Origin of the sequence: Paracoccus sp. DMF (assembly GCF_004407025.1) — a bacterium.
In the GTDB taxonomy this organism is placed as follows: domain Bacteria; phylum Pseudomonadota; class Alphaproteobacteria; order Rhodobacterales; family Rhodobacteraceae; genus Paracoccus; species Paracoccus aminovorans_B.
Genome location: NZ_SOKV02000022.1, coordinates 39794 through 63568 on the forward strand (window position 1 = coordinate 39794; position 23775 = coordinate 63568).

A 23775-nucleotide genomic window follows, 5' to 3' on the forward strand; every position below is an offset into this window, starting at 1 on the left:
ACAAGCCTTTGATAATGAGTCGCTTTTTGCAGGATCGACAGGCAGGTGGCTTCCGGGTGGCTTCCCCGGTGAGAATCCATATCGCTAGCGAAATGCCGCGCTGCGCCCCCCCGCATACGTTTGGGGCCGGGGAGGAACCAGAGGAGGGGGAAGGTGATCAGCCAAGGCGAAAGGCAGGCTTGGCCAGAACACGGGCTGCAAGGCTGATCGCAAAATCTGCATCGCGTCGGATCAGCACGTCGGGATGTGCTCCACCGTCTAGAGATCGGCGTTCAAGATTGCTTGCATCGTCCACATGCCGAAAATGGGAAAGCGGATTTCGAAGGCTCATGAGGCGCTCCAAGTCCTTGACGTCGTTATCCGAAATCACATCCCGCTCCCTGCAAAGGCGCAGGGTTTCGCGAAACTGGATGCGCTCAGGGATCTTGTCCACCAAGAGACCTGCATGCAGGTATGCAGCGAGCAACTGTTCAACCATGCCTTGGCAAAGAAGAACTGTTGCGACGAAGTTCCCGTGCACGTAACAGTCACGCGCCTCAACCCAAGCGAGGTATGCGGCAGGCCCGCCAAATATCATCGTACCGCGTTTTCCCATCGCGCCCGATAGATCAGCGAGATGGCGCAGCCGGGTGATCTTTCCTTCGAGGCCGTCGTGCATATCTGCAAGTAGATGGCGCATCAAATCGAGATCGCTCAGGTCAGACAGCAGGTCTTGTTGGTAGCCCTCCGCATTCATTTTCTACATGGCCCAACTTTTGCTGTGCTTCTGACGCTCAGACAGTGCGGAAAGCCAGATCGGCATACCTCATTCGACCCCCGGAAGAACTGGAAGCCCCAACTCCCGAAGAAACGAGTTGTGTTTCGACGTTGCTTCCCGAATTTGGTCCTCGATCGAGACCAATTCCTGCTGCGTTGCATCTAGGTCGATTTCAGCCTCAGCCACAGCGGTGCTGATGTATCGGGAGATGTTGAGGTTGAAGCCCTCCTCAGCGATGCGATCCATGCTCACACGCTTGGAGTAGCGGTCCTCTTCCCTGCGGAACTGGTAGGTTTCGATGATCTTCTGAATGTCATTCGGCTTGCCATCTGCCCCTTCCCGCAGGCGGTTTTGTCGCTTCCCTTTTTCAAAGTGCTCGGCCGCGTTGATGAAGAGCACGTCATCAGGCTTCTTGCACTTCTTCAGCACGAGGATGCAGACTGGGATACCGGTCGAATAGAAAAGGTTCGCGGGCAGGCCAATCACGGTGTCGATGTGACCATCCTTCAGCAGCTTGGTGCGGATGCGCTCCTCGGCCCCACCTCGGAACAGCACGCCATGCGGCAGGATGATGGCCATCACGCCCTCATCCTTCAAGTAGTGGAAACCATGCAGGAGAAAGGCGAAATCTGCGGCGGACTTGGGCGCCAGCCCATGGTTCTTGAACCGCACGTCGTCGCTCATCGCTTCAGTCGGCTCCCAACGGAGGCTAAAGGGCGGGTTGGCCACGATCGCATCAAACGAAGGTTTTTTGGCAGGGTTCAGCTCTCGCAGGATGTCCCAGTCATTGGTCAGTGTGTCGCCATGGTAGATTTCGAACTCCGTGTCTTTCACGCCGTGCAGCAGCATGTTCATGCGAGCGAGGTTATAGGTGGTGATGTTCTTTTCCTGCCCGTAGATCTTCCCGATGCCATGCGGTCCCATGCGCTTGCGCACGTTCAGCAATAGCGAGCCGGAGCCGCACGCGAAATCGAGCACACTGGCGAGGCGCTCTTTCTTTCCGGTTGTCGGTTCCTGGCTGTCCAGCGTCACGATCGCGGAAAGGATGTCAGACACCTGCTGTGGGGTATAGAACTCCCCTGCCTTCTTTCCGGAACCGGCGGCAAACTGGCCGATCAGATATTCGTAAGCGTCGCCCAGCGCATCGACATCGGATGAGAAGTCGGCGAGCCCATTGGCGATCTCGGTGATGATCGCGCAGAGTTTGGCGTTGCGATCAACATAGGTCCGCCCAAGCTTTTCAGAGCCGAGATTGATTTCCGAAAAAAGCCCCCCGAACGTGCTCTGGAAGGACTCGTTCTCGATATATTTGAAACCCGCCTGCAGTGTGTTCAGCAGATCGTCGCTCTGCGTGCGCGCCATATGGGCGATGCTGGTCCAGAGGTGCTCCGGCTTGATGACGTAATGCGCCTTGAGGCGCATCTGCTTTTCGAAAGCCGAAACATCTTCGGGGTTTTGCGCGCACCACACGGAAAGCGGCGAACGCCCGCCATTGCCGATCGTGTTGGGGTCCGGGTAATCGCGCCCGAGCTCCTTCCGGGCGGCCATCTCGTAGTTGTCCGAGAGATAACGCAGGAACAGGAAGGACAGCATGTAATCGCGGAAATCGTCCGCGTTCATCGCCCCGCGCAGCGTGTCGGCGATGCTCCAGAGCGTCTTGCCCAGTTGCTTTTGGATTTGGTCGTTCATTGTGCTGGTACTTCCAGGGGGGCGGGCGCTGGCGCCGGGGCGGGATGTGGGGCCGGAGCAGCGCCCGGGAGGTGAAACTCGAACCGCGTGAGGAACTCGCGCAGGATGCGGCGGAAAAGCTCCTTGTTGTCCTCGCCCATTTCAGTGGGTTCGTGGATGGCGTAGGCGCCGTGGCTCAATAAGTTCAGGGCTCGGTTGAACAGCGCCCGATCTTCATCGTTGTCCAGTGCCTTGAGGCAAAAGGCGATGCTCGAGTGCCCGAAGAACGATGCTGTTTTTTCCATGACGCTTCGTAGGGCATTGAAGTGGAAGGTGTAGAGGGTGCCCTTCTTCGGATCAGCCGCGCGCTGCAATTCGGCGAGCGTGGCCACATGGTGAAAGAAGGGCGTGTCCTCCGTCGCCTGAAGCGTATAGGTCCCGTCACCACTCGGCCGGTGCAGGAAATATCGCCGATGGTCGACCGAAGGCGCGTCATCGATCTTTCGGCCGACCTCGTTGCACATGACGTTGAAGAACAGCGCATGGTGCGAAGAGAAGATCACCTTGATCGGGGCGGGCTTGCCGTCGGCGTCTTTCCGTGTGGCCGCCCGGCGGAGGAGCTTGGCCAGGTCGCAGGCGACGGATATCGCGTTGTTGTCGTCCAGCGATGAGATCGGGTCGTCGATATAGAGGTACTTCTTCCCCTGATAGGATTCATGCCCATCCAGCATCCGTTCGCAGATGGCCATGAAGATGCACCAGATGAAGATGTTCTGTTCGCCCCGCGACACCTTGATGTTGGCCTCGCCACCCTTGCGAAAGCTGACAAAATCCGGCTTGGAGATGGTATCCTTGCCCTGCTGAACGTCCTTGTAGGTGAAGTCGAACTCGAAGTCGGCGTAGCGGGACAGGTAGCGGGCGATGGTTTCGTCCAGCGCGAGTTCCGTCATCGCGTTGAAAAAGGACGACTTCTCGTTCAGTTGCAGGCGGCGCACGCTGTCGCCTTCGAGGTCGTTCTCCCAGACGAACAGATCCTCGGTGAAGGCGTTGAAGTAGAGCGTGTCGGGCGTGCCGGTCGGGTTCTTCTTGTTCTTGCGCTTGCCAGCGTCCTTGAACTCCATCGACAGGCGGGTCTTGCCAGTGCGGTTGTAGGCATAAATCAAGACCAGCGAGACTGGCCCAGTCGGGTTGTTCAGATCGTCACGCAGTCGCGCCACCAGAGTTTTCAGGTTCTTGTAGGTGCTCATGCGTCACCCTCCCCGACTTGGGGGAAAAGCTGCTGCATCAGACCCTTTTTGTGGGTCTTAAGCGTGTCGAGCTTTCGGGTCTCGGCGGCGATGAGGTCGTCGAGGGAGGTGAGGCAGCTTGCGATGAGCTGTTGTTCCCGGATCGAAGGAACCATTAGGCCGATGTTTTGTATAGTCGTTAGATTCATCCCAGCCTTCGTTCCATTGTCAGTTGACGACTGGAACAGCCGTTGGGCTTGGTCAGACGCAAGAAAGTAGGCGACAAACTTACTGCACAATTTGTCATCTTCAAAACGCACTAGAGCTATGTGTTGATTGATATATGCGGGGGATGGCACGTTTTCATCGACGTATCCAATGATCCCAATATCCGCCGTGATTGATATCAACACATCAGCCGCCTTCAGCTGGGTGCGGATGCCCTCATTCGCACCACCCGGCAACTGCACAAACTTCTTGTCGCGCAAGTCGATGTAGATGGATTCGCGGGAAAGATTTGTGATGCGGACGAACAATTCGCCTTCATCGGCGTAGAACGCCGCCCATCCCCTCGAGCCACTTGTCACAAAGGGTTTGAATGCACCGATTGTAGATTTGGCCCATTCCCCTTCAAACTCAGGGAAGCGGAGGCGGGGTTGGGTTTCGCCTTCCTGGGGGAAAAGCTGCTGCATCAGGCCCTTCTTGTGGGCCCTCAGCGCCTCTACCTTCCGCGCCTGCGCGGCAATCAGCGCGTCCGCCGAGTCCAGACAGTCGGCGATCTTCTGTTGTTCGTCTTCATCCGGCCGCCATGCGTTTTTCGACAAGAACTGAGTAACGGAGATGTTGAAGCGGCCTGCTCTGGCGCCCTCGTTGACCAGCCCACCCAGCGCCGGATCGTGGCTTCCCGACTCGAAATACCATTCCCAGAAGGCTGAGTTTTCACTCGACTGGAAGCGGAAGCACTTATAGATGGGCGAGACGATCCCAACCTCATGGGCGGAAAGCCGTTTGATCGTTCCGAAGCTTGACGCCTTGGTTGTCCGGTCATTGTAGACAAAGTCGTCTTTGCGAATCTTCAGATAGCGATCAGTGCTGTCGCCAGCGATCTTCTTTCCGAAGTATTCGCTTTGAAGGACAAGTCCATGCTCGCCCGAAAGGCTTAGCACGTTGTCCGCGTCGCCGGTTGTCGCCCGATCAGTTACAGGTCGAGCAAGCTTCTGGAGCGGTGTTTCCTTCCAACCATCACGCTCCTCAAACTCCGGAAACCGCAGCTTCGGCACCAAAGCAGCCCCGCTGCCTGCGAGGGCAGATGATTTCTCTTTACTGCTCATAAGCGCTCAGCCCCGAAATCTCGCGCCCACCGGCCCGCTTCAGCAGCACCGGCATCAGGTCGGCCATCAGGTCCAGTTCCTTGACCCGCCGCGCTTTCCAATTCAGACCAAGGGGTTCCATCAGGTCGGTCAGTGCCTCGCCGTCAAAGATCATGCGTTGCAGGATGGTGTCGACAAAGCCTTGCAGCGCCTCGGTCGCCAGCCCGTGCTTGCCCGCGATCTGCGCCAGTTCCACCGCGTTCTTCTCGGCTTTGAAGCGGCTGTAACCGTCACGGATGGCCTTTTCGCTGAGGCCCTCGCCCGCCTCGAGGGTATTGATGTAGGCCGCGATATCCTCGCGCTCGTCCATGAACTTGGCGTCGGACTGGATCAGACCGATCAGCTCCTCACGGCTCATCTTCTGCTTGCCGGGCGTCGCCTCGGAATAGCGGGCGATCAGGCCCATGATGTAGTCATAATCGATGACGGCCGAGGCAAAGAGGACGAACTCGAAATCCAGTTGGTCGGCGTCCTGGCTGGGTTTGTCCGTGGCGGTGCCCTGCTGGGCCCGAAGGCGCTGTGCTGTTTCCAGATAAGCGCCGCGGAAGCCGAGCAGGTTGTCGCGTGGCAGAACCTGTTCGATGCTACTGCGGTTTTCGTCGGTAAGGTCGGTATACTGGTCAAGTTGGGTCTTGAGCCTCTGGACCTCTTTGAAGTGCTCAATGAATGCCGCACGAGCCGCGTCGCCCTTGAGGTTGGGCACGGCTTCTGGGGCGCAGTCGAGGCCCTGCGATTTCATGAAGGTATCAAGTTTCTGGACTGCAGTTTCTAGCTTTTGAATGACCACTGGTGCCTTGTCGACCAGCCAGATTTCCCGCGCCTTGTCGGCGGCAGCCTCGCCCGAGAAGAGGGCGATAGCGGCATCTACCGCGCCCTGCTGCTGGCGGAAGTCGAGAATGTTGCCATAGGGTTTGGTGGCGTTTAGCACCCGGTTCGTGCGCGAGAATGCCTGGATCAGGCCGTGATGCTTCAGGTTCTTGTCGACGTAGAGGGTGTTGAGGAATTTGGAGTCGAAGCCGGTCAGCAGCATGTCGACGACAATCGTGATGTCGATCTTGTGGTGCGGTTGGTTGGGGTAAGCCTTGCGAAGGTCGGCATCCGGCCATTGCTGATCCTTGATGCGCTTCTGCACGTCCTGGTAGTACAGGTCGAAGTCGCTGATTTTGTGGTTGGTGCCGTAGTGGGCGTTGTAGTCGGCGAGGATGGCCTTCAGGGCCTCCTTCTTTTTCTCCGGCTCAACCGCGTTGTCTTCCTTCTCCTGCGGCAGGTCTTCTTGAATCTGCTTTACGTCAGGATTGCCCTCGGCAGGCGGGGAGAAGACGCATGCGATGTTCAGCGGCTGGAAGTTGGGATCCGTTGCCAGCTTTTCGGCCTGAATCGTTTTGAAGAGGGTGTGATACTCGATCGCGTCATTGATCGACGAGGTGGCGAGCAAGGCGTTGAAGCGGCGCTGACCGGTGGCCGCGTCGTGTTTCGTGAGGATCGCATCGATGACTGCCCGCTTGGCCAGCGGTTCTCCCGGCTTCGGCAGGGTTTTTCCTTGGGGCTTGAAATAGTCGACATGGAACCTGAGGACGTTTCCGTCCTCGATGGCGTGTGTGATCGTGTATGTGTGAAGGCGCTGCTGGAAGAGGTCTTCCGTCGTCTTCATGCTGGCTTGGGTGTCTTCGATCTTCTGCTGCGCTGCATTCTGATCGAAAATGGGCGTCCCGGTGAATCCGAAGAGCTGAGCGCGCGGGAAGAACTCCTTGATGGCCTTGTGGTTCTCGCCGAACTGAGACCGGTGACATTCGTCGAAGATGAAGGCGATGCGCTTGTCGCGCAGGGGTGCCAGCTGCTCCTTGAAGCTCTTCTTGCCGTCCTTCTTCTGCTGCTTGTTGCGCTTGCTGTTCTCGTCCAGCGCGAGGCCAAGCTTCTGGATCGTGCAGACAATCACCTTGTCGGCGTAATCGTTCGAAAGAAGGCGCCGAACGAGGGACGCCGTGGTTACTATCGTCGGTTATTCCTCATTTGCTCAATAATCCGCGGGGAATCGACCGTGGCGTCCAAGGGAGAACCTTGCTCTGCTCGAGACTCTGGTAAGTTCTGGTTACCATATTATTATCGCTGCGCGGCAAGCCGGCTGACATGGCCCCGGACCGGGCGGGGGAGAGGTGCAGCGAGGAGGAATGTCATTGGAGCTTTCCTGTACCGACGACCGGCCAGTATCGCGTCTGCCCTGGAAGGTCTTGCCGTCAATACTTTGCTGTCCGGCTACATGGCACGAGATCGCGAGGGCGGGATTCCCCAGAGCCTGGGAGCGGATGCGGCGGCGATCCGCGCTCGCGCCAGGCGGGACGGCGATCATTTCGTGCTGGACGGAGAAAAGGCTTCGGTCACGCTGGTCATGGCGGCTCATGCCGGAATCGTTTTCGCCCGCACCGACCCCGAAGCGGGGCGCGCGGTGTGTCGGCCTCTCGTGCCCTTCGACGATCCGGGCGTGCGCGCCATCCTTGTGCCGATATGAGCTGGAAATGCATCCAGCGCGGCTCGTTGTTCCTGAACGAAGTGCGGGTGCCGGAGGCGAATCCGGCCGGCGCGCTGAATGGCGCCTTCGGATCGGCGATGCAGACCTTTACACGCAGGACCTGCCGATCGAACAGCGGCTGCGGAATGTCTGCGGCCAGCTGATCGCGGACGGCACCCCGCAGATCCAGAAAATCAACATTGCCCGGCATCTCTATGGACGGCAATTCGTCTGAGCCGCATCGCCCGCCCGTCGGAATTGTTCGCAAATGGGATGTTGGCGGACCATGATATGGGGCAAACCCATCAGGGCCGGCACCGAAACGGTGGTCCAGTCGCGCGGCAGGATGCGACCGATCCCGGACAAGATGGCCTGGAACTGCTGCGCACCATCGTGGCCGGCGGCATCGACGCCCGGGGCCTGATGGCCGGCGCGCTCAGATGTCGGGACGGGCCTCCGCCGAATGGCGCAATTCCTCGGCAAGCTGGCCGATCAGCTGCTCGAGCCGCTCGACCAGCTCGCCGCTGGGCGGTTTCGGCGTTCTGATCCCATCCAGGATCATGTCGGTGATGCCCCGCGCGGTCATCTCGACCGAGAAGGTCTCGTCCTCGCCGCGCAGGAAAGCCCAGGTCGAATGCTCGATGGCGCCGAAGATCATGTCGCGCACCAGCTTGCGGTTCAGATCCGCCCGGATCGCGCCGCGCTGGACGCCCAGTTCGATCACGTCGACGACCGATTTCGCCAAACGGCGGCTTTGTCGATAGGTCGGCAGGTTGCGGTAGTTCGGATCGGCCCGCAGCTCCATCAGCACGAAGCGCGTCAGGGCCGGTTCCCGCTGGATCGTCATCAGCGAACTCCAGATCACCTGGAACAGTTGGTCGCGCAACGGCAGGTCCTGCGCAGGAGGGGGCGCTTCGGTCAGGAACTCCTCGAACCAGTCCTCGGCGACGCGCTCCATCAGCTCGCGCTTGCTCTTGAAATACTTGTAGACCATCCCTTCGGAGATGCCGCTGCGCTGCGCCACCTCAAGCGGCAGGAAGTTCTCGAAGCCCTTCTCGCGGATAACCTCGCGCGCGGTCCGAAGAATGAGGGTGGTGCGGTCCTGCCGGGAAAGACGTCGCGGGGCGGATCTGGAGGGGGTCTTGGAGCTCAACGAACAATATCCCGAGGCGGCTCTTGGCAGAGGATCACGGTCACCGGCAAAAGTCCAGCGCCGGCGCTTGAGACGGGCCCTGGGCAAGGCCCGCCCGCGGTGCGGGATCAGTTCACGGTGGTGATGATGATGGTGATCAACTCGACATAGCTCTTGCCGAGATAATATCCGAAGCCGAGCGCGAAAATCGCGGGCAGCATCGCGAACAGGCCGATCAGAGGATACAGCGCCAGCATGGCGACAGCGCAGAACGACAGGCCGCAGCACAGCGCCCACCAGCGGCCTAGTTTCATGATCAGGCGCAATGCGGGAAAATTCTGCATGGTCAGAGCTGAGCCTGGACGCGCTTCCACAGCGCGGCGGCGTTATCACGCCGCGCCGACGCCCGGACTGCCAGTTCCGGCATGCCCGTGCAGTCCGGGACACAGGCCTTGTCCAGCGCCGTCTGCACCTCATGAGCATCGTCATCCGAGACCGAAAGCGCATAGCCCTGCTCGGTGCGGTGGTCGTCCAGAACGATAAGCGCGGCGCCACGCGCACCGGCGATCTGCGGCATTGCGGGAAGGATCGGCTTTTCGCCCAAAGCTTCTTCGATGTCATGCACAGCGGCCTTGTTGCGCGCCACGCCACCGGTCATGACGACAGGGCCCTCGGCCCCGACCGCGATCACGTTGCTGTCCTGGCCGCCGGTATCGATGACGACCCGCGCCTGCAGCATCATGGCCACGGTGCGGCCGATATCGGCCTGCGCCAGGCCGGCCGAGTCCAAAGCGCCTGTCATGCCCGCCGCCACGCCCTCGCCGCTGACGGCACCCATATGGGCCACCTGCGAGGACAGCATGCGCTCTTGCAGGCCGAGGATCACCGTCTTGGCGGTGGTAAAGCCGAAGTCGATACCCATGACATAGGACTTCATCCCATCATCCTCTTGGCACAGCAGCCATATAGTAAATCTAGCTCACCTTCGTGAAAAGTCAATCTCGAGACTCGGCCTCGGGCTTTCGCTAAGCTTTCCGCGTGCGGGGTATCAGGGAAGACGACGAACACAAGGAAAATATGGAGAAGTCTGCATCATCTGCCCCTAGCCTTGGGCAGAGTGCAGCTGGCGCACACGGGCGATGCAGTATAAAAGTATTACTCACCACGATTCCGGGCGACTCAGGAGCCTGCACGCCAGGCCGAATAACGCATCGGCCGGTTCGCGGCACCGGACTTGTGGAACAGGTTTTCAGGTGCGATTTGATGTTATTGTCGCTGACCCGGATGCTGGGTGATGCCGGCATTGCTCAGGCCGCTTCCGACCAGTTCGATCGGTTCGTGCTCGCGCGTGTCAGCGGCTCGCGGCGGGCCGCCATCTTGGCGGGCGAAGATGTCGGTCCTCGTCCAGGTCCAGCGCGGTCAGGACGCAGGAAACGGGCGCCCCGTCCTTCAGACGCGCAGCGGTTCCAGCACGGGGCCATATCCGTCCGCGTCGCGCAGACGTAGGAAACGCTCGCCGCCATGCAGTTCGACCGCCGGTTCGACGATATGCGCCGGACGCAATGCATTCGCCGCGACCGCATCGGCGATGCTGGCGGTCCTTGCCAGCACCGACAGGTTCATGCGGGTGGGAAGGACCATGGTGCGCTCGCCCCGCGCCGCCATGTCCAGCGCGGTGCCGGCGGCGATCCATTCGGCCGAGATCGTCTCGCGCCCATCGGCCAGCGCGACCTGATCGCCCGGAGCCTCCACGAGATAGAAATAGGTATCGAACCGCTTTGCGACGACGGGCGGGGTGCGCCAGCGCGAGAACAGCGACAACGCTCGCAGGTCGGGCCGCAGCCCGTGCTGCTGCAGATAGGCCAGGAAGCTGGCCTCGCCCCGATCCATGGCGCTGCGCAGCGCCTTCGTGCCCTCGGGATCGGCCGCGTAGCCTTGGACGGCCGGCAGGATGCCGCATTCCTCGAAGGTTTCCCGGATGGCGCTGATGCGGGGGCCGCGCTCGCTGTCGGGAATGTCGTCCCAACCCTGGACCTGTTCCGCCCAAGCCGGATCCGTGTCGGCGGATTCGACCTTGCCGCCAGGAAAGACCATGGCGCCCGAGAAATGGTCGATGGCATAGTTGCGCTTGACCATCAGCACCTCGACCGCCGGGACTTCACGCACCAGCATCATGGTCGAGGCGGTTCTTACGGCATGGTTTTCCGGCATCTGGCAACTCCGTCGTCTCAGCGGGCAATCGGTTGATCTTGCGGCCGTGCCTTGCCAATGGAAAAGCGCGGAGGAGATTTCTGCGGCGGCGGTCGCGGCTTCCTGCGGCGACGGCGCGGTCAGGACAGTTGTAGCCGCCGATCCGCTCTTTGCAACCTGCAATCCGCTTGGTCTTGCTGGTTTTTTCCCGTCCGGCGCCAAGCACCGAAGCGACCGCCAGCGCGCTTCCTCGGCAGGCAGCGACCGCTCCAGCCGGTCGCTCATCGAGCCGTCGTGGTTTCTTATGACCTCGTTGGCCGTCATCGGGCGGGCGAGCTGGTGATCCTGGCGCGGAGTTCTGCGGCGCTCAGGGTGGTCGCAACCGCTTGTCCCTCCAGGAAGTGCCGATCTCGGGCGTGCAGCCCGGGCCGTTCCGGCGCGATCAGCCCCAGCAGGCCATCGCGCGCAGCAGGGCGCGATCGCATCCAGCCTTGCGGCGCTCAGCAGCCCTGATAGCTGATCGGCTTGCGCTCGATCGGCGACTGTCATGGGTCACCCGAAGGAGGGGACGGAGGTCTCGTTGACCGGAACGGCACCCGCGCCGGGCCTGCCATATGGCAGCCGGTCAGAACAGCAGCCGCGGTAGCAGCAGGCTGATTGCCGGGAAGATCGCCAGGATGACGATGCGGATGATGTTGGCTATGGCGAAGGGAACGATGCCCTTGATGATCGTGGTCAGCGGCACCTCGCGCGCGATCGAGCGGACCACGAACAGGTTCACCCCGACCGGCGGCGCGATCATCCCCAGTTCGCACAGCACCACCACCAGCACCCCGAACCATACCGGGTCGTAGCCCAGCCCGGTGACGATGGGAAAGAACAGCGGCACGGTCAACAGGATCATCGACAGCTCCTCCATCAGCGCGCCCAGCACGATGTAGATCGCGCAGATCAGCAGCACCACGCCCACCGGCGGCAGGCCGGAATTGTTGACAAAGGCCAGCAGGCCGTCATGCGCGCCGGTATAGTTCAGGAACTCGGTGAAGACCGAGGCTCCGATCAGCATCGCGATCAACATGGCCGAGGTCAGCGCCGAATCGACCAGGATGTCATGGAGCGCTCTCCAGGTCAGCCGGCCCATCGACCATGCCAGCAGGAGGGCGCCGAACGCACCGATCCCCGATGCCTCGGCCGCGGTGAAGAAACCGGCATAGATTCCGCCGATCACCAGCACGAACAACGCACAGATCGACCAGATCCGCCCGAGGGACTCGATCCTCTCGCTTCGCTCGGCGCGTTCGGCCACGGGCGCGCTTTCGGGCCGCCGCCACACCGTCCAGCGCACCGCCAGCACATAGCCCAGCATTCCCAGCAGGCCGGGGATGAAGCCCGCGACATAAAGCATGCCGATATGGGTTTCGGTCAGGATGCCGTAGATCACCAGCATGATCGAGGGCGGGATGATGATGCCCAGCGTCGCCCCCGCCGCGACCGAGGCGGTGCTCAGCCGGTCGGCGTAACGGTATTTCCGCATCGACGGCAACGCCACCTTGCCGATGGTCACCACCGTCGCCACGCTCGAGCCGCAGACGGCCGCGAAACCGCCGCAGGACATCACCGTGGCTGTCGCCAGCCCGCCGCGCCGGTGTCCGAACCAGGCCTGCGCGGCGCGATACAGGTCGCCGGAAATCCCGGCTCCGGCGACGAAATTGCCCATTAGGATGAACAGCGGAATGACCACCAGCCCATAGGACATGGTGCTTTCCCGCGCCATCAGCGCCAGCATGGCGCCTGCCTGGTTCCAACCCACGATATAGCCGAAGCCGACATAGCCGGTGACGCCCAGGGCAAGGGCGATGGGCACCCGCAGGAAGATCAGCAGAAGCGAGACGACGAAACCGATACCGGCAAGCAACATGAACCTGTCCGCCCCTTGGTCTTCAGAGAATGCTGTTTTCGGGTTTCGGCGCCTTGGGCTGCGCCCGCAGCACGCCTGGCAGGTTCCGAAGCGGCGCCAGGAAGCAGAGCGCACCGAAGCCCGCAAGCACGGCGACCAGGTAGAGCACCGGCGCAATCCCAATCCCCAGGCTGGCCGTCACGTCGTGATAGCGCGCCGAGCGTTCCGCCATCAGCCACATCCGCCAGGCGATCAGCCCGAAAAACCCGCAACCCAGCCCCGCCGTCAGCACCAGTTGCAGCGCATCGAGAATCCGGCTCTGGAAGACATCGGCGATGTCGGCGACGATATGGCGCTGCTGCATCGCGACGATGGGAAACAGCAGGAAGCTGAGGATGGCCAGCCCGATCTCGGTCAGTTCGGTCGCGCCGCGAATGGGCTGGTTCAGGATATTGCGCCCGATCACGTCGAACAGCGTCAGCAGCATCAACGCAAAGACCAGCACGGCCGCGGCCGTGGTGACGGCTCCTTGGAAAAAGCGCATTCTACCCCCCTTTGATCGCGATCCCGCCGCGAGGGGGAATCGGCTTCCCCGCCTTTCACGGCAAAGAAATTATTAAGCATATTGTCAGCAAGCATAATGAGTCCGTCAAGATATTTCCATCCGGCGGATGACGGCGGCATGGGCCGCATTTGCGCGTAGGACCCGCCGTGAAAAGGAACGCCCCCGCGTTTCCGCAGGGGCGTCGGGTTCACATCTTGCACTCCGGCGAGGGCGGCGGCATGTAGTCCTCGGCCGGGATGATGGTTCTGACCTTGTAATCCACCGCCTTGCCGCTGTCGGGGCTGCCCGCCACCACCTCGGCAAAGATATAGGGACGGGTCAGCTGGTGATCCTGCGCCCGCATCTCCAGCGGGCCGACCGGGCTTTCGATCACCAAGCCTTCCAGCGCCTTGGACACCGCCGAGGCGTCTTCGGTGCCGGCCTTGTTCATCGCCTGCGCGAGCGCGATCATCGAGGTATACATGTCGAACGCCACATCGTCCGGCTCATGCCCCGCGATTTTCGCAAAAGCGTCGGCGAACTTGCGCGGCTTCTCGCTCTCTACCTGCGGGATATAGGAGACGTTCTGGATGACGCCGAGGGCAGCCTCACCCATCGCCGGCAGCACGGCCGGAATGGCGAAGTTGTTGCCCAGCACGACGTCGTATTTGTCCAGCAGGCCGAATTGCTGTTGCTGCTTGGCGAAGGTCACGCCATCCGCACCATAAACGATCGCCAGCAGCCCCTTGGCCGGTTCCTGGTTCAGCTGCGTGACATAGGTGCCGAAATCGGCGCTGGGCACCGGGGTGAAAAGCTGTTTCCTGACCTCGCCGCCCAGGTCCTGCACGTCCTTCGCAAAGGAATCCGCGTTGTCGTGGCCCGAGGTGGTGTCGCCCGCGATGATGTCCCAGGAATCCACCGGGGTTTGCCGCAGGAACGCCTTGTAGCTGGCCCCCAGCATCGCGCTGGACGCCTTGACCCGGAAATAGTTCTGGTTGCAGCGCGTGCCCGCCGCCGAAAGCGGGTCGATGATGATGGTATCCAGCGCGGTGGCCCGGCCCGTGATCGCCAGCGCCACGGCGGTGGGGATCATGCCGGTGATGGCCGCGACCTTGTCGTTCTTGACCAGGCGCGTGGCGGTCTGCAGGGCGGTCTCGGGCGTGCCGGAATAGGTCATCGAGACCAGTTCCACCGGGCGGCCGTTGATGCCGCCGGTCTCGTTGATCTCGGTCACCGCTGTTTCCAGCCCGGCGACGGAATATTGATGGAAGGCGGCCAGCGGGCCGCTGTCGATCATCAGCGCCCCGATCTTGACCGTGTCCTGCGCCCAGGCCGCCCCGGCTGCCGCCGAAAGCGCCGCCGCCGACAGGGCGGCAACTGCAAGTCTCATTCCGTTCTCCTCCTCTGGAACATCAGATATCGTGACTCCCGGCGCCTTGGCGCTTCCGCTGCGCTCGGCATGCCTTCCGCAAGCCGCGCCCGCCGGTGCAATGGATTCTGGCAGCCGAAGCCGAGGCCCCGGATGCCAAGGTTCACCCCTCCCTCAGTGCGGCATAGCCGCCGCGGATCACCCTGGCCTGCCGGTCGGGCACATCGGCCTGGAACCGGACATGCCCTGCTTCGGTCCACAGGCTGACGACCAGGCGGTCGCCGCCGTAGACCGGCGCGGTGAAGCGGGCGCCGATGCGGGCAAGGCGCGCGCCGTCGCAATGCGCCGCCGCCAGCAGCACGGCCTGGCAGCAAAAGCCGAAGGTGGACAGCCCGTGCAGGATCGGCCGGTGGAACCCGGCCTGCCTTGCGGCCTCGGGATCGACATGGATCGCGACCAGGTCGCCGGACAGCCGATAGATCAGCGGCGTGGCCGGGTCGATGTCGAAGACGAGCTGCCGGTCCGGCTCCCGTGCGGGCATGGCCGCCAGGGCCGCCAGGTCCACGCGGCCCTGTCCGGGGGCGGGCCCGCCAAAGCCGCCATTGGCGCGCGCGAATTCGATGCGGCGCAGTTCGGCCAGCAAATCGCCGGCTTGCGTCTCGATCCGGCGGTCCATGACCAGCAGCGCGCCCCGCTCGGCGCCCAGGTCGAAGACCTCGCTGAAGCGGGTGCGGCAGCGGATCTCGCCCGAGACCGGCAGCGGGCGGTGCAGCACCAGATGCTCTTCGCCATGCAGCAATCCGCTCGTCGTCAGGCCAAGCCGGGGATCGCCGCTCCAATCGGTATTCTCGCCCAGGACCGAGGCGAAGCTGGGCGAGACCCGCAGATCCTTTTCATAGACATAACGCAGCAGGTCCGGGTCCAGCGGGTCGCGGCCGAAGCCGGTGCCCAAGGCATAAAGGATGCAATCCCTGGCGCCATAGCTCTGCCGCCCTTCGGGGAAGGCATAGTCCAGAATGTCGGGATAGCGGATCGGCATTCGGCATCCACTCCACATTTGGCGGCGGGCGGGAATATTTGCTTCGTAAGCGTATCGTATCTGTAATTATCATTCTGTCAATTGCGGGTTTCCCGCCTTTGCGGCGGGCACGGTCGCCTAGAGCGCCCGCGAGATCAGTTCGCGCATGATCTCGGAGGTGCCGCCATAGATGCGGTGGATGCGCGCATCGGCATACATGCGGCAGATGTCGTATTCGCGCATGAAGCCATAGCCGCCATGCAGTTGCAGGCACTGGTCCACGATGCGGCCCTGCATTTCGGTCAGCCACAGCTTGGCCATTGAGGCCTCGGAGGCGCTCAGTTGGTCGTCGACATGGCGCGCGATGCATTGATCGGCAAAGGCCCAGCCGATGGTCAGCTCGGTCTTCATGTCTGCCAGCTTGTGGCGGTTGACCTGGAATTCACCGATCGGCTTGCCGAACGCCTTGCGGTCGAATGCATAGGCCAGGGTAATGTCATAAGCGCGCTGCGCCGCCGCTAGCGCGGTGACGCCGATGGTCAGGCGTTCCTGCGGCAGTTCCGACATCAGGATGTTCATGCCGCGGCCTTCGGCCCCGAGAAGGTTCCCGACCGGCACGCGCACATCGTCGAAATAGATCTCGGAGGTGTCGGCCGAAAGCTGGCCCAGCTTGTCGAGGTTGCGGCCGCGGCGGAAGCCCTCGCGGTTGGTCTCGACGACGATCAGGCTCATCGAGCCCGAGCCGCGTTCGGTATTGGTGCGGGTGACGGCGATCACGATGTCGCAATGCTGGCCGTTCGAGATGAAGGTCTTTTGCCCGTTGATGACATAATCGTCGCCGTCGCGGACTGCGGTGGTCCGCACGCCTTGCAGGTCCGAGCCGGTGCCCGGCTCGGACATGGCGATGGCGCAGACGACCGAGCCGTCCACCATGCCGGGCAGCCAGCGGGCCTTCTGCTCGGGCGTGCCGTGCTTGATCAGGTAGCCCAGGCAGACATCGGAATGAACCGAAATGTCGGCGGCAGGCCCAGCGAAACCGGAATAGGCCATTTCCTCGCAGACGACCATGTTCATGCGGAAATCGGCGCCGATGCCGCCATATTCCTCGGGGACGGTCGGGCAGAGCAGGCCGGCCTGGCCGGCCCTGGTCCAGAATTCCCGCGCGACGATGCCGGTCTCTTCCCAGTCTGCGAAACTGGGGGCGACTTCGGCCGCGACGAAGCGGCGCACGGTGTCCCGCAACTGCTGGTGTTCGTCGTCATAGATTGCGCGATTGGACAGCATCAGCTCCACCTCCTGGCTCCCTCGATATAGTAATATTGCATACCATATGCTCATCCATGGTAAAGGGATATTTCGCCCCCCGGGGCGGTCGCCTCGAAGGACGCGGCGTCAATACTGGATCGCGGCGCGACCAATGCGGCTGCGGGCGATGATCTGCTTCATCACTCCCGCCGTGCCGTCGCCGATCTGCAGGCCCAGCACGTCGCGCATGCGCTGCTGATGCGGGCTGTCGGTGACATAGCCATAATGCCCCTCGGTCAGCAGGGCCTGGTGGATGGCATCGAAGGCGACCTTTGGGCCCAGCCACTTGCACATGGCGGCTTCGGCGGTGTGGTCCCTGCCGGCCTCGCGCAGTTGCAGGGTATGCCAGGCGAGTTGCCGCGTCGCCGCGACATGGGTGTCATGGTCGGCCAACGGCCCCGAGACGTTCTGGAACTGGCCGATCGGCCGGCCGAAAGCCTCGCGCGTCCGGGCATAGGCCCAGGCCTCGTCCAGCGAGGCCTGGGCCGCGCCGCAGCATTCCAGCGCGATCAGGGCGCGGGAATAGTCGAAGCCCTGCATGACTTGCGAAAAGCCGCCCCCCTCGTCGCCCAGCATGAATTCGGCCGGCACGACGACATCCTCGAAGAACACCGAGCCGCGCGAGATCTGTCGGCACCCCACGTCGTCAAAGCCGGTCGTGGCGATGCCCGCCACCCCCTCCGGGATGAAGAAGGCCGAGATCCCGCGCGCTCCGCTGTCGGTCGGGCCGGTGCGGGCAAAGACCAGGTGGATGTCGGCCTCGGTTGCGAAGGTGATCGATGTCTTTTCGCCGGTCAGCACATAGTCCGAGCCGCGTTTGCGGGCGCGCAACTGGATATTGGCGGCATCCGAACCGCCGCGCGGCTCGGTCAGGCAGATCGACATGATCTTCTCGCCGCGCACCATCTGCGGTACCCATTCCTCGACGATGGGGCGCGGCGCGTGGCGTCGCAGGATCGCGGCATTCAACGAGACGTTCACCGGCACTTGGCTGATCGAGAAATCGCCATAGCCCAGGGCCTCGGCCACCAGCCCGACCATGATCGAATCGGCGCCGAGCCCGCCAAGATCCTCGGGCAGGTCGGTGCCCAGAAAGCCCAGGTTGCCCAGCTCGCGGATCAGGTCCCGGTCCAGCGCGCCGCGCTGTTCGCGGGCCAGATAGCCTGGCTGCAGCACTTCGCGCGCGAAGCGCATGGCCATGTCGCGGACGGCTTCCTGTTCTTCCGAGAATAGCATTTCCAGAATCCCCCTTGAAGTCGCGATCCGGCCGCATCGCGCCCGAAGTCAGCCGGAATTAGACGTTTCATGACATTATGCATGCTGACCATATTGTAAACCGTATGTCTATTGGAACTGGTCACTCAACATATGCTTGAGTATTATCGCGCGCAGGAAAACGCCGGTTATCCTCCGGCGACAGGAAACGGAGCATTTGCATGAACGAAAGGATTGCCATGAGCGGCAAGAAGGCGGCGGTCACGGACAAGACCGGGCGCGCCACGAACGATCTTCGGATCGGCTACTTCGTGCATGATGTTTCGCGCTTGCGACGCACCTTGTTCGACCAGAAGATGAAGCCCCTGGGCGTGACGCGCTCGCAATGGTGGGTGCTGGCGCAGCTTGGCCGGTCGGAAAAGACCTTGGGCGAGCAGGGCATGTTGCAGACCGAGCTGGCCAATGTCCTGGATGTCGGCAAGGTCACGGTCGGCGGCCTGATCGACCGGCTGGAGGCGGGTGGGTTCGTGCGCCGCATGCCGTGCCCGAACGACCGTCGCGCGAAAAGAGTGGTCGTGACAGAGGCGGGGCGTGCCACGCTGCGGCAGATGCAAAGCGTCAGTCAGGAACTCAATGCCATGATCCTGAAGGATATCCCGCAGGAATCCATCCGTCTGGCGGAAGAGGTCCTGGCGAAGATGAAAACCAATATCATGCAGGAGCTGCATGGGAGCAATGGCGGAGAGGATGAGATGACGGAGGACGATCTTTAGCCGCGCCCAGCCTTGCATATCTGGTTCGCATGCATATGATACTCTTGCGTGAAAAATGGGGGGTATCATGTCCGACTCGGAGCTTTTGACGGAAATTTCCGCGGAGGGCTGGGCCATTCTGCGCCTGAACCGGCCCGAACGGCTCAATACGCTGTCGGTTTCCCTGCGCAGGGCGCTCATCGCCGAGGTGGCCCGGCTCGAGGCGGATCCGGCGGTCCGCGTCCTGATCCTGACCGGGAGCGGCCGGGCCTTTTCGGCCGGGCTGGAGGTTTCGGAATGGGACAGCGCCGGAGCCGCCGCGGCGGGTGCCTGGGTCCATGACCCGGTGGCAGCCCTGCGGGGTTTTTCGGGGCCGGTGATCGGGGCCATCAATGGCCTTTGCGTGACCGGCGGGCTTGAACTGGCGCTGGCCTGCGACCTGCTGGTCGCAGCGCGGGGCTCGCGCTTCGCCGATACGCACAGCCGGGTCGGCCTGTTGCCGGGCTGGGGCGGTTCCGTTCGGCTCGCCCGCCGCATCGGCCCGGCACGGGCGATGGAAATGGCGCTGACCGCGCGGTTCCTGTCCGATCAGGAGGCGCTCGACTGGGGGCTGGTCAACCATCTGGTGCCGGCCGACGCGCTTTTGCCCACGGCCCTGGACCTGGCGCGGCAGAGCTTGGCGGGGCCCAAGGGCGGGACCGAAGCCTACAAGGCCCTGCTGCAGCAAGGCTCGGCGCTGCCCTTCGAGGAGGCCTTGGCCCTGGAGCGCGCCACGGCGATAGCGGTGAATTCCGAAGTGACGGCCGCCGAAATCCAGGCCAGGATCGCCGCCTTGCGGGGCAGGGGATAGGTTTGGGGCCAGCCTGGGATCAGTCCAGGCCCTCCGCGGCAACGAGCGCCTGGAGATGAGCGACGAGCGGATAGCGCCATTCCCGCCGTTTCGCGGCCCCGATGATTTCGCCCAGTGTGATGCGCAGGTTGGTTTCCGCCCGGGCCAGGCGCGGCACGCCAGTCGCATCGCCCTCGTCGATGCACCAGGCGGCCTCGCGCAGAAGCAGCCGGGCGGCATGAAGCCGCGCCTCGAAAAGCTCCAGTTCGGCTGGTCCGGCGCCGATGCCGGCACCTGCCGCGTTGCGCCGCGCGACCGCCGCATCCGAACAGCATGTCGCCAGCGCGGCGCCGGCCCGGCCAAGCAGGATCGCAGAGCGGAGCAGGATCTTCAGCGGCTGGCAGCAATCCTGTGAGCCCAGCCGGTTCAGGAACTCGCTTCGGACCAGCAATCGCGCAAGCCGAGGGCTTTGGCCGGCGGCCGCCTCGATGAACAGGAACAGGTCCAGCCAGGGCAGGGGAATGGTGTCTGGAACCGGCAGAAGCCCCAGCGCCGCCGCCTCGTCCAGCAGATGCTCCAGGCCTTCCGCATCGTCGCTTGCCTTTTCCACGCAGGCGGCCAGATCCTGGATCAGATCGGCAACCGCATGCTGTTCGTCATGCAAGGCGAAATCCATCGCGGGTCAGCCCTGGGCCCCCTGCTTGCGCTGGCGCAGATAATCCAGATAGGGGGTCGGCCAATGGGTCTCGAACTGTGCCGATCCGGCAATGCCATCCAGGGTCGCGGCGCAGCCCGCTTCGGTAATCGTGACCGGATTCCGCTTGGAACTTGGGAAACGGATGGCCGAGAACGTGTTCAATTTCAGTTCGAGCGGCTGCGCGGCGCCATAGTCGATGCTCATGCTGGCGGATTGCTGCATCATCTCGGCATCGTATTCGGCATGGTCGCGGATCGCGGTGATGGGGCTGACTTTGCCGTCCCGCGCCACATAGCCCGCCACGCCGCGTTCGCCGCCCGCGATCCAGATCCAGCCGTTCATGGCGATCGACCCGTCCGGCGTATAGGCGGCCAGCCATTTCCAGTGCTGCGGCATGGCCCATTCGCGCAGGCCCCAGGAATGGTCGCGATGGCCGATCCGGCCGTCCAGGGACACGCGCCTTCCGTCGATCTCGAGCCAGCCCTGCAGGATTCCGCTTTGCTCGATGCGGTTCGCCGCCATCCAGGTCGGCAATCCGTCCGCATTGGCGTGATAGCTGAAGGCCTCGTGCAATGCGCTGAAACTGAAGCCGAGCTTCAGTCGCGTGCCGACATAGGACAGCGTCGAACGCTGGGCCGCCAGGTCCTGCCGGACCGACAGCCCGCCCAGACTGATGGTCGAGAAATCGCAGTCGTCGGGAATGCTGCCGGAATGGAAATCCACCACGGCCGGCGCGATGTCGGCGCCCCAAAGGCATATGTTGCAGCCGGCATTCCCGTCATCGGTCGCGAAGACATAGATCTGAAGGCAGATCCGCTCCTCGGCCATGCTGACCTGCCAGAACAGCGAATCACGCATCTGGCCGCCCGGGGCAGGCCGGTGGCGCAGATCGTCCTCGGCGCGAACCAGGCCCGCAAGAGCGGGTTCGAGGCGATGCAGGTAGCTGGTTCCGGTCATGCGATGCCTCTATGCCAAGTCTGCCGGAGCGGCGTCCGGCCATTTATGGTTTGCTAGCATATCATAAGTATAGGATCAACCGCCTTGGGTATCGGACCCTGCGGGTCGGCGGCGAGCCGTGCCCGGCTCGCCGCCCCGTCGTTCAGAACTCGAAGGTCGCGCTCAGGTGCAGCCGGGTGTTGTCCACCGTCTGCCGGTCGAACTGCGTGCGCTTGTCCCAGATCACCTCTCCGCCCAGGGCGAGGTTATCCAGCAGGTTGTATTTTCCGCCGACGTGAACCGATTCCAGCTTTTTCGTATCGGTCGCCAAGGCGCCGGCGAACAGGTCATAGCTTTGCGAGCCATAGGCCGCCAGCACCGACAGGTTGGGCTGGATCTTGTGGCTGATGCCGACAAGATAGCCGTCCATCTCGACCGCATTCCCGTCCGCATCGACATCATAGAAGGTCCTGCCGCCGGTCGGGCCGGCTTGCTGGCCGGCATAGCCGCTGAAGCCCATGATCGAGGAAATGCCCTCGCCGCGGGTATAGCTGGCCTGGATCAGCCCGTTTTCCCAAGGCTTGAAGGTCGCGCCGATATTCGCGCCCCAGCCGTCGACAGTGCCCTGGGCGCTGCGAAGCTCGCGATTGATATAGGCGAAACGCAGGCTGCCCCGGTCGAATTTCTGGCTGATCGCAAAGGCGGCGGCCGGCCGATCGCCCCAGCTTTGGTAATCTTCCTCGATCGAGGCATCGATATGGGTGCCGGTGCCGAAATCCGACGAGTAGCGAATCAGCGGAACGCGGAAGTTCGCCGGACCTGCGGTGCCGTTGAAGTCCCAGACCGCCGGCGTCTCGTTCAGGATCGAGAAGGTCGACCAGGTCTGGCCGATGGTCCAGCCGCCGATCTGGCCATAGGCATGACGCAGGCGCACCGTGCCGCCACCGCCGCCGAAGAAGTCGCCTTCGATGTTGAAGCGCAGTTTTCCGTATTCGGTGTCCTGTTCGGCGCGGAAGCCGAACAGCGTCTGATAGCCGTGAATCTGCTGATCGCTGTTCTCCGGGGTGCTGTCGGTGACAAGGGCGATCCCGCCGGACGACGGGCCAAGCCCGTAATTGTTGTCCATGACGGCGTCGACCTTGACCTTGCCATAGAAGCTCAGCTGCATGCCGTAACGATTGGTGATCTGCACCGGCTCCTGCTCTTTGGCTTCCAGCGCGGCGATGCGAGCCTCGAGTTGCGTCAGGGTTTCCGCTTCTGCGCTTGCCGCCATCGACAGGCATGCCGCAGCCAAGCCCACCGCGACCGCGGCGGGGGATCGGTAATTACCGAGCATGTTTTCTCCTCCCAGAGTATGTGGTGTGCCCCGTCTCGGCGCACAAATTGGAGATTACATGCAGCAAAGATAGTAACCAAGCGATTTATATCTTATACTAACGATATGCTTGCATAAAAGCAACTATCACACTTGAATGTGGGACGGGCAGTCGCGGCAGAACCCGCGACGGGAAAAGCCCCGCCGCGGTCCTGCCACCTGAAGGGCGGGGTCAGTTCCGGCGAACCGCCGCCGGGCGCTTTTCCAGGAAGGCGGCCATGCCTTCGACCTGGTCGGGGGTGCCGAACAGGGCGTGGAACAGGCGGCGTTCGTAAAGCAGCCCCTCGGACAGCGGGCCTTCCTCGGCGCGGCGCACCGCCTCGCGCGCCAGCCGCGCGGCCGGGCGCGAATAGGAAGCGATCTGGCGCGCCGCCCCCATCGCCGTGGGCAGGACCTGGTCGTCGGGCACGACCCGGGCGACCAGCCCGGCCGCCAGTGCCTCGGCCGCATCCATGGTGCGTCCGGTCAGATGCATGTCCATCGCCCGCGACCGCCCGATCAGCCGGGCCATGCGCTGCGTGCCGCCGATCCCCGCGATCACGCCCAGCTTGATCTCGGGCTGGCCGAATTTCGCGCCTTCGCCGGCAATGGCGAAGTCGCACATCATCATCAGCTCGCAGCCGCCGCCAAGCGCATAGCCGTTCACGGCGGCGATCTTGGGCAGGCGCAGATCGGCAAAACGGCTCCATTCGCCGAAATAGTCAAGCTCGCTCATCTCGGCCGCGGATTTTCCGGCCATTTCGGCAATATCGGCCCCGGCGGCAAAGGCGCGCTCGGACCCCGTGACCACAAGGCAGCCGATATCGCGGTCGCGGTCCAGCGCCTCGGCTGCCGCGATCAGTTCTTGCGCAAGCGCGCTGTTCAGCGCGTTCAGCTGCTTCGGGCGGTTCAGGCGGATCAGCGCCACGTTTCCGTCGCGGGAAACCTCGATCAGGTCAGCCATGGGCTTTCCCCCTCTTCTCGAATCTCGGCAACATTGCCGAGAAGTC

General features: G+C 62.7%; 24 protein-coding genes. 5 read left to right on the forward strand and 19 right to left on the reverse strand.

The features are described 5' to 3' along the window. Nucleotides 1-157 precede the first annotated feature (157 nt). The 5 genes from E3D03_RS12705 to E3D03_RS12725 all read right to left on the reverse strand — a co-directional run bounded on the left by E3D03_RS12705 (nt 158) and on the right by E3D03_RS12725 (nt 7014). Nucleotides 158-736 carry a hypothetical protein gene (locus tag E3D03_RS12705; RefSeq protein WP_081962484.1) on the reverse strand — a complete coding sequence of 193 codons (579 nt, stop codon included), beginning with the start codon at nt 734-736 and terminating at the stop codon, nt 158-160. Nucleotides 737-805: 69 nt separating this feature from the next. Next, on the reverse strand, nt 806-2446 hold the full coding sequence (locus E3D03_RS12710; RefSeq protein ID WP_263567241.1) for a type I restriction-modification system subunit M: 1641 nt from the start codon (nt 2444-2446) through the stop codon (nt 806-808). After that, the gene (locus E3D03_RS12715) at nt 2443-3672 is read right to left on the reverse strand and encodes an AAA family ATPase (RefSeq protein ID WP_263567242.1); all 1230 of its coding nucleotides are present in this window, start codon (nt 3670-3672) and stop codon (nt 2443-2445) included. The genes E3D03_RS12710 and E3D03_RS12715 overlap by 4 nt, the downstream gene beginning before the upstream one ends. Next, on the reverse strand, nt 3669-4982 hold the full coding sequence (locus E3D03_RS12720; RefSeq protein ID WP_263567243.1) for a restriction endonuclease subunit S: 1314 nt from the start codon (nt 4980-4982) through the stop codon (nt 3669-3671). Before E3D03_RS12720 ends, E3D03_RS12715 begins: the two co-directional genes overlap by 4 nt. Then, nucleotides 4972-7014, reverse strand: coding sequence for a type I restriction endonuclease subunit R, EcoR124 family (locus E3D03_RS12725; protein ID WP_263567263.1), 2043 nt, complete (start codon nt 7012-7014; stop codon nt 4972-4974). Before E3D03_RS12725 ends, E3D03_RS12720 begins: the two co-directional genes overlap by 11 nt. 264 nt (nt 7015-7278) lie before the next feature. On the opposite strand from E3D03_RS12725, the gene E3D03_RS12730 reads away from it, so the two are divergent. Together E3D03_RS12730 and E3D03_RS12735 are read left to right on the forward strand one after the other, a co-directional pair. Next, nucleotides 7279-7527, forward strand: coding sequence for an acyl-CoA dehydrogenase family protein (locus E3D03_RS12730; protein ID WP_263567244.1), 249 nt, complete (start codon nt 7279-7281; stop codon nt 7525-7527). A gap of 7 nt (nt 7528-7534) precedes the next feature. Then, nucleotides 7535-7762, forward strand: coding sequence for a hypothetical protein (locus E3D03_RS12735; protein ID WP_263567245.1), 228 nt, complete (start codon nt 7535-7537; stop codon nt 7760-7762). A gap of 201 nt (nt 7763-7963) precedes the next feature. Here E3D03_RS12735 and E3D03_RS12740 read toward each other — a convergent pair whose 3' ends face one another. The 4 genes from E3D03_RS12740 to E3D03_RS12755 all read right to left on the reverse strand — a co-directional run bounded on the left by E3D03_RS12740 (nt 7964) and on the right by E3D03_RS12755 (nt 10834). Further along, nucleotides 7964-8680 carry a TetR/AcrR family transcriptional regulator gene (locus tag E3D03_RS12740; protein ID WP_263567246.1) on the reverse strand — a complete coding sequence of 239 codons (717 nt, stop codon included), beginning with the start codon at nt 8678-8680 and terminating at the stop codon, nt 7964-7966. A 107-nt stretch (nt 8681-8787) separates the two neighbouring features. Beyond that, entirely contained in the window at nt 8788-9003 is a 216-nt protein-coding gene (locus E3D03_RS12745; protein WP_263567247.1) for a hypothetical protein, read from the reverse strand. A 2-nt stretch (nt 9004-9005) separates the two neighbouring features. Beyond that, nucleotides 9006-9581: a hypothetical protein gene (locus E3D03_RS12750; protein WP_263567248.1), complete on the reverse strand. Its 576-nt coding sequence runs from the start codon at nt 9579-9581 to the stop codon at nt 9006-9008. Nucleotides 9582-10108: 527 nt separating this feature from the next. After that, the gene (locus E3D03_RS12755) at nt 10109-10834 is read right to left on the reverse strand and encodes an NUDIX hydrolase (RefSeq protein WP_263567249.1); all 726 of its coding nucleotides are present in this window, start codon (nt 10832-10834) and stop codon (nt 10109-10111) included. Between E3D03_RS12755 and E3D03_RS12760 the strand changes: the two genes are divergently transcribed. Further along, nucleotides 10833-11192 carry a hypothetical protein gene (locus E3D03_RS12760; protein ID WP_263567250.1) on the forward strand — a complete coding sequence of 120 codons (360 nt, stop codon included), beginning with the start codon at nt 10833-10835 and terminating at the stop codon, nt 11190-11192. The genes E3D03_RS12755 and E3D03_RS12760 overlap by 2 nt on opposite strands. A 282-nt stretch (nt 11193-11474) precedes the next feature. Here the strand turns inward: E3D03_RS12760 and E3D03_RS12765 are convergent, their stop codons facing one another. The 6 genes from E3D03_RS12765 to E3D03_RS12790 all read right to left on the reverse strand — a co-directional run bounded on the left by E3D03_RS12765 (nt 11475) and on the right by E3D03_RS12790 (nt 18218). Continuing rightward, nucleotides 11475-12767 carry a TRAP transporter large permease gene (locus E3D03_RS12765; protein ID WP_263567251.1) on the reverse strand — a complete coding sequence of 431 codons (1293 nt, stop codon included), beginning with the start codon at nt 12765-12767 and terminating at the stop codon, nt 11475-11477. A gap of 22 nt (nt 12768-12789) precedes the next feature. Beyond that, on the reverse strand, nt 12790-13290 hold the full coding sequence (locus E3D03_RS12770) for a TRAP transporter small permease (RefSeq protein ID WP_263567252.1): 501 nt from the start codon (nt 13288-13290) through the stop codon (nt 12790-12792). A gap of 208 nt (nt 13291-13498) precedes the next feature. Next, nucleotides 13499-14680: an ABC transporter substrate-binding protein gene (locus tag E3D03_RS12775; protein WP_263567253.1), complete on the reverse strand. Its 1182-nt coding sequence runs from the start codon at nt 14678-14680 to the stop codon at nt 13499-13501. Nucleotides 14681-14822: 142 nt separating this feature from the next. Then, entirely contained in the window at nt 14823-15698 is an 876-nt protein-coding gene (locus E3D03_RS12780) for a MaoC/PaaZ C-terminal domain-containing protein (protein ID WP_263567254.1), read from the reverse strand. Between the two features lie 117 nt (nt 15699-15815). After that, complete coding sequence (locus tag E3D03_RS12785; RefSeq protein ID WP_263567255.1) at nt 15816-16961, reverse strand: acyl-CoA dehydrogenase family protein; 1146 nt, start codon at nt 16959-16961, stop codon at nt 15816-15818. A 108-nt stretch (nt 16962-17069) separates the two neighbouring features. Further along, on the reverse strand, nt 17070-18218 hold the full coding sequence (locus E3D03_RS12790; protein WP_263567256.1) for an acyl-CoA dehydrogenase family protein: 1149 nt from the start codon (nt 18216-18218) through the stop codon (nt 17070-17072). A gap of 218 nt (nt 18219-18436) precedes the next feature. Here E3D03_RS12790 and E3D03_RS12795 point away from each other — a divergent pair, with 218 nt between their 5' ends. Continuing rightward, the gene (locus E3D03_RS12795; RefSeq protein ID WP_140848351.1) at nt 18437-18970 is read left to right on the forward strand and encodes a MarR family winged helix-turn-helix transcriptional regulator; all 534 of its coding nucleotides are present in this window, start codon (nt 18437-18439) and stop codon (nt 18968-18970) included. 67 nt (nt 18971-19037) lie between these two features. Next, the gene (locus tag E3D03_RS12800) at nt 19038-19799 is read left to right on the forward strand and encodes an enoyl-CoA hydratase-related protein (RefSeq protein ID WP_263567257.1); all 762 of its coding nucleotides are present in this window, start codon (nt 19038-19040) and stop codon (nt 19797-19799) included. Between the two features lie 19 nt (nt 19800-19818). Here E3D03_RS12800 and E3D03_RS12805 read toward each other — a convergent pair whose 3' ends face one another. The 4 genes from E3D03_RS12805 to E3D03_RS12820 form a co-directional block, all read right to left on the reverse strand. After that, entirely contained in the window at nt 19819-20442 is a 624-nt protein-coding gene (locus tag E3D03_RS12805; protein WP_263567258.1) for a hypothetical protein, read from the reverse strand. An 18-nt stretch (nt 20443-20460) separates the two neighbouring features. Then, nucleotides 20461-21432 carry a hypothetical protein gene (locus E3D03_RS12810; RefSeq protein WP_263567259.1) on the reverse strand — a complete coding sequence of 324 codons (972 nt, stop codon included), beginning with the start codon at nt 21430-21432 and terminating at the stop codon, nt 20461-20463. Between the two features lie 142 nt (nt 21433-21574). Further along, the gene (locus E3D03_RS12815; RefSeq protein ID WP_263567260.1) at nt 21575-22747 is read right to left on the reverse strand and encodes a porin; all 1173 of its coding nucleotides are present in this window, start codon (nt 22745-22747) and stop codon (nt 21575-21577) included. Between the two features lie 211 nt (nt 22748-22958). After that, entirely contained in the window at nt 22959-23729 is a 771-nt protein-coding gene (locus tag E3D03_RS12820; protein WP_263567261.1) for an enoyl-CoA hydratase-related protein, read from the reverse strand. Between the last annotated feature and the right edge of the window lie 46 nt (nt 23730-23775).

What these genes read in the sequence shown, in the direction of transcription:
- E3D03_RS12715 (WP_263567242.1), bottom strand. Translation starts at nt 3,672, where the DNA reads ATGAGCACCTACAAGAACCTGAAAACTCTGGTGGCGCGACTGCGTGAC.
- E3D03_RS12810 (WP_263567259.1), bottom strand. Translation starts at nt 21,432, where the DNA reads ATGACCGGAACCAGCTACCTGCATCGCCTCGAACCCGCTCTTGCGGGC.
- E3D03_RS12745 (WP_263567247.1), bottom strand. Translation starts at nt 9,003, where the DNA reads ATGCAGAATTTTCCCGCATTGCGCCTGATCATGAAACTAGGCCGCTGG.
- E3D03_RS12815 (WP_263567260.1), bottom strand. Translation starts at nt 22,747, where the DNA reads ATGCTCGGTAATTACCGATCCCCCGCCGCGGTCGCGGTGGGCTTGGCT.
- E3D03_RS12750 (WP_263567248.1), bottom strand. Translation starts at nt 9,581, where the DNA reads ATGGGTATCGACTTCGGCTTTACCACCGCCAAGACGGTGATCCTCGGC.
- E3D03_RS12765 (WP_263567251.1), bottom strand. Translation starts at nt 12,767, where the DNA reads ATGTTGCTTGCCGGTATCGGTTTCGTCGTCTCGCTTCTGCTGATCTTC.
- E3D03_RS12770 (WP_263567252.1), bottom strand. Translation starts at nt 13,290, where the DNA reads ATGCGCTTTTTCCAAGGAGCCGTCACCACGGCCGCGGCCGTGCTGGTC.
- E3D03_RS12755 (WP_263567249.1), bottom strand. Translation starts at nt 10,834, where the DNA reads ATGATGCTGGTGCGTGAAGTCCCGGCGGTCGAGGTGCTGATGGTCAAG.
- E3D03_RS12775 (WP_263567253.1), bottom strand. Translation starts at nt 14,680, where the DNA reads ATGAGACTTGCAGTTGCCGCCCTGTCGGCGGCGGCGCTTTCGGCGGCA.
- E3D03_RS12780 (WP_263567254.1), bottom strand. Translation starts at nt 15,698, where the DNA reads ATGCCGATCCGCTATCCCGACATTCTGGACTATGCCTTCCCCGAAGGG.
- E3D03_RS12760 (WP_263567250.1), top strand. Translation starts at nt 10,833, where the DNA reads ATGGTCGAGGCGGTTCTTACGGCATGGTTTTCCGGCATCTGGCAACTC.
- E3D03_RS12795 (WP_140848351.1), top strand. Translation starts at nt 18,437, where the DNA reads ATGAGCGGCAAGAAGGCGGCGGTCACGGACAAGACCGGGCGCGCCACG.
- E3D03_RS12785 (WP_263567255.1), bottom strand. Translation starts at nt 16,961, where the DNA reads ATGCTGTCCAATCGCGCAATCTATGACGACGAACACCAGCAGTTGCGG.
- E3D03_RS12790 (WP_263567256.1), bottom strand. Translation starts at nt 18,218, where the DNA reads ATGCTATTCTCGGAAGAACAGGAAGCCGTCCGCGACATGGCCATGCGC.
- E3D03_RS12820 (WP_263567261.1), bottom strand. Translation starts at nt 23,729, where the DNA reads ATGGCTGACCTGATCGAGGTTTCCCGCGACGGAAACGTGGCGCTGATC.
- E3D03_RS12705 (WP_081962484.1), bottom strand. Translation starts at nt 736, where the DNA reads ATGAATGCGGAGGGCTACCAACAAGACCTGCTGTCTGACCTGAGCGAT.
- E3D03_RS12710 (WP_263567241.1), bottom strand. Translation starts at nt 2,446, where the DNA reads ATGAACGACCAAATCCAAAAGCAACTGGGCAAGACGCTCTGGAGCATC.
- E3D03_RS12735 (WP_263567245.1), top strand. Translation starts at nt 7,535, where the DNA reads ATGCATCCAGCGCGGCTCGTTGTTCCTGAACGAAGTGCGGGTGCCGGA.
- E3D03_RS12800 (WP_263567257.1), top strand. Translation starts at nt 19,038, where the DNA reads ATGTCCGACTCGGAGCTTTTGACGGAAATTTCCGCGGAGGGCTGGGCC.
- E3D03_RS12730 (WP_263567244.1), top strand. Translation starts at nt 7,279, where the DNA reads ATGGCACGAGATCGCGAGGGCGGGATTCCCCAGAGCCTGGGAGCGGAT.
- E3D03_RS12720 (WP_263567243.1), bottom strand. Translation starts at nt 4,982, where the DNA reads ATGAGCAGTAAAGAGAAATCATCTGCCCTCGCAGGCAGCGGGGCTGCT.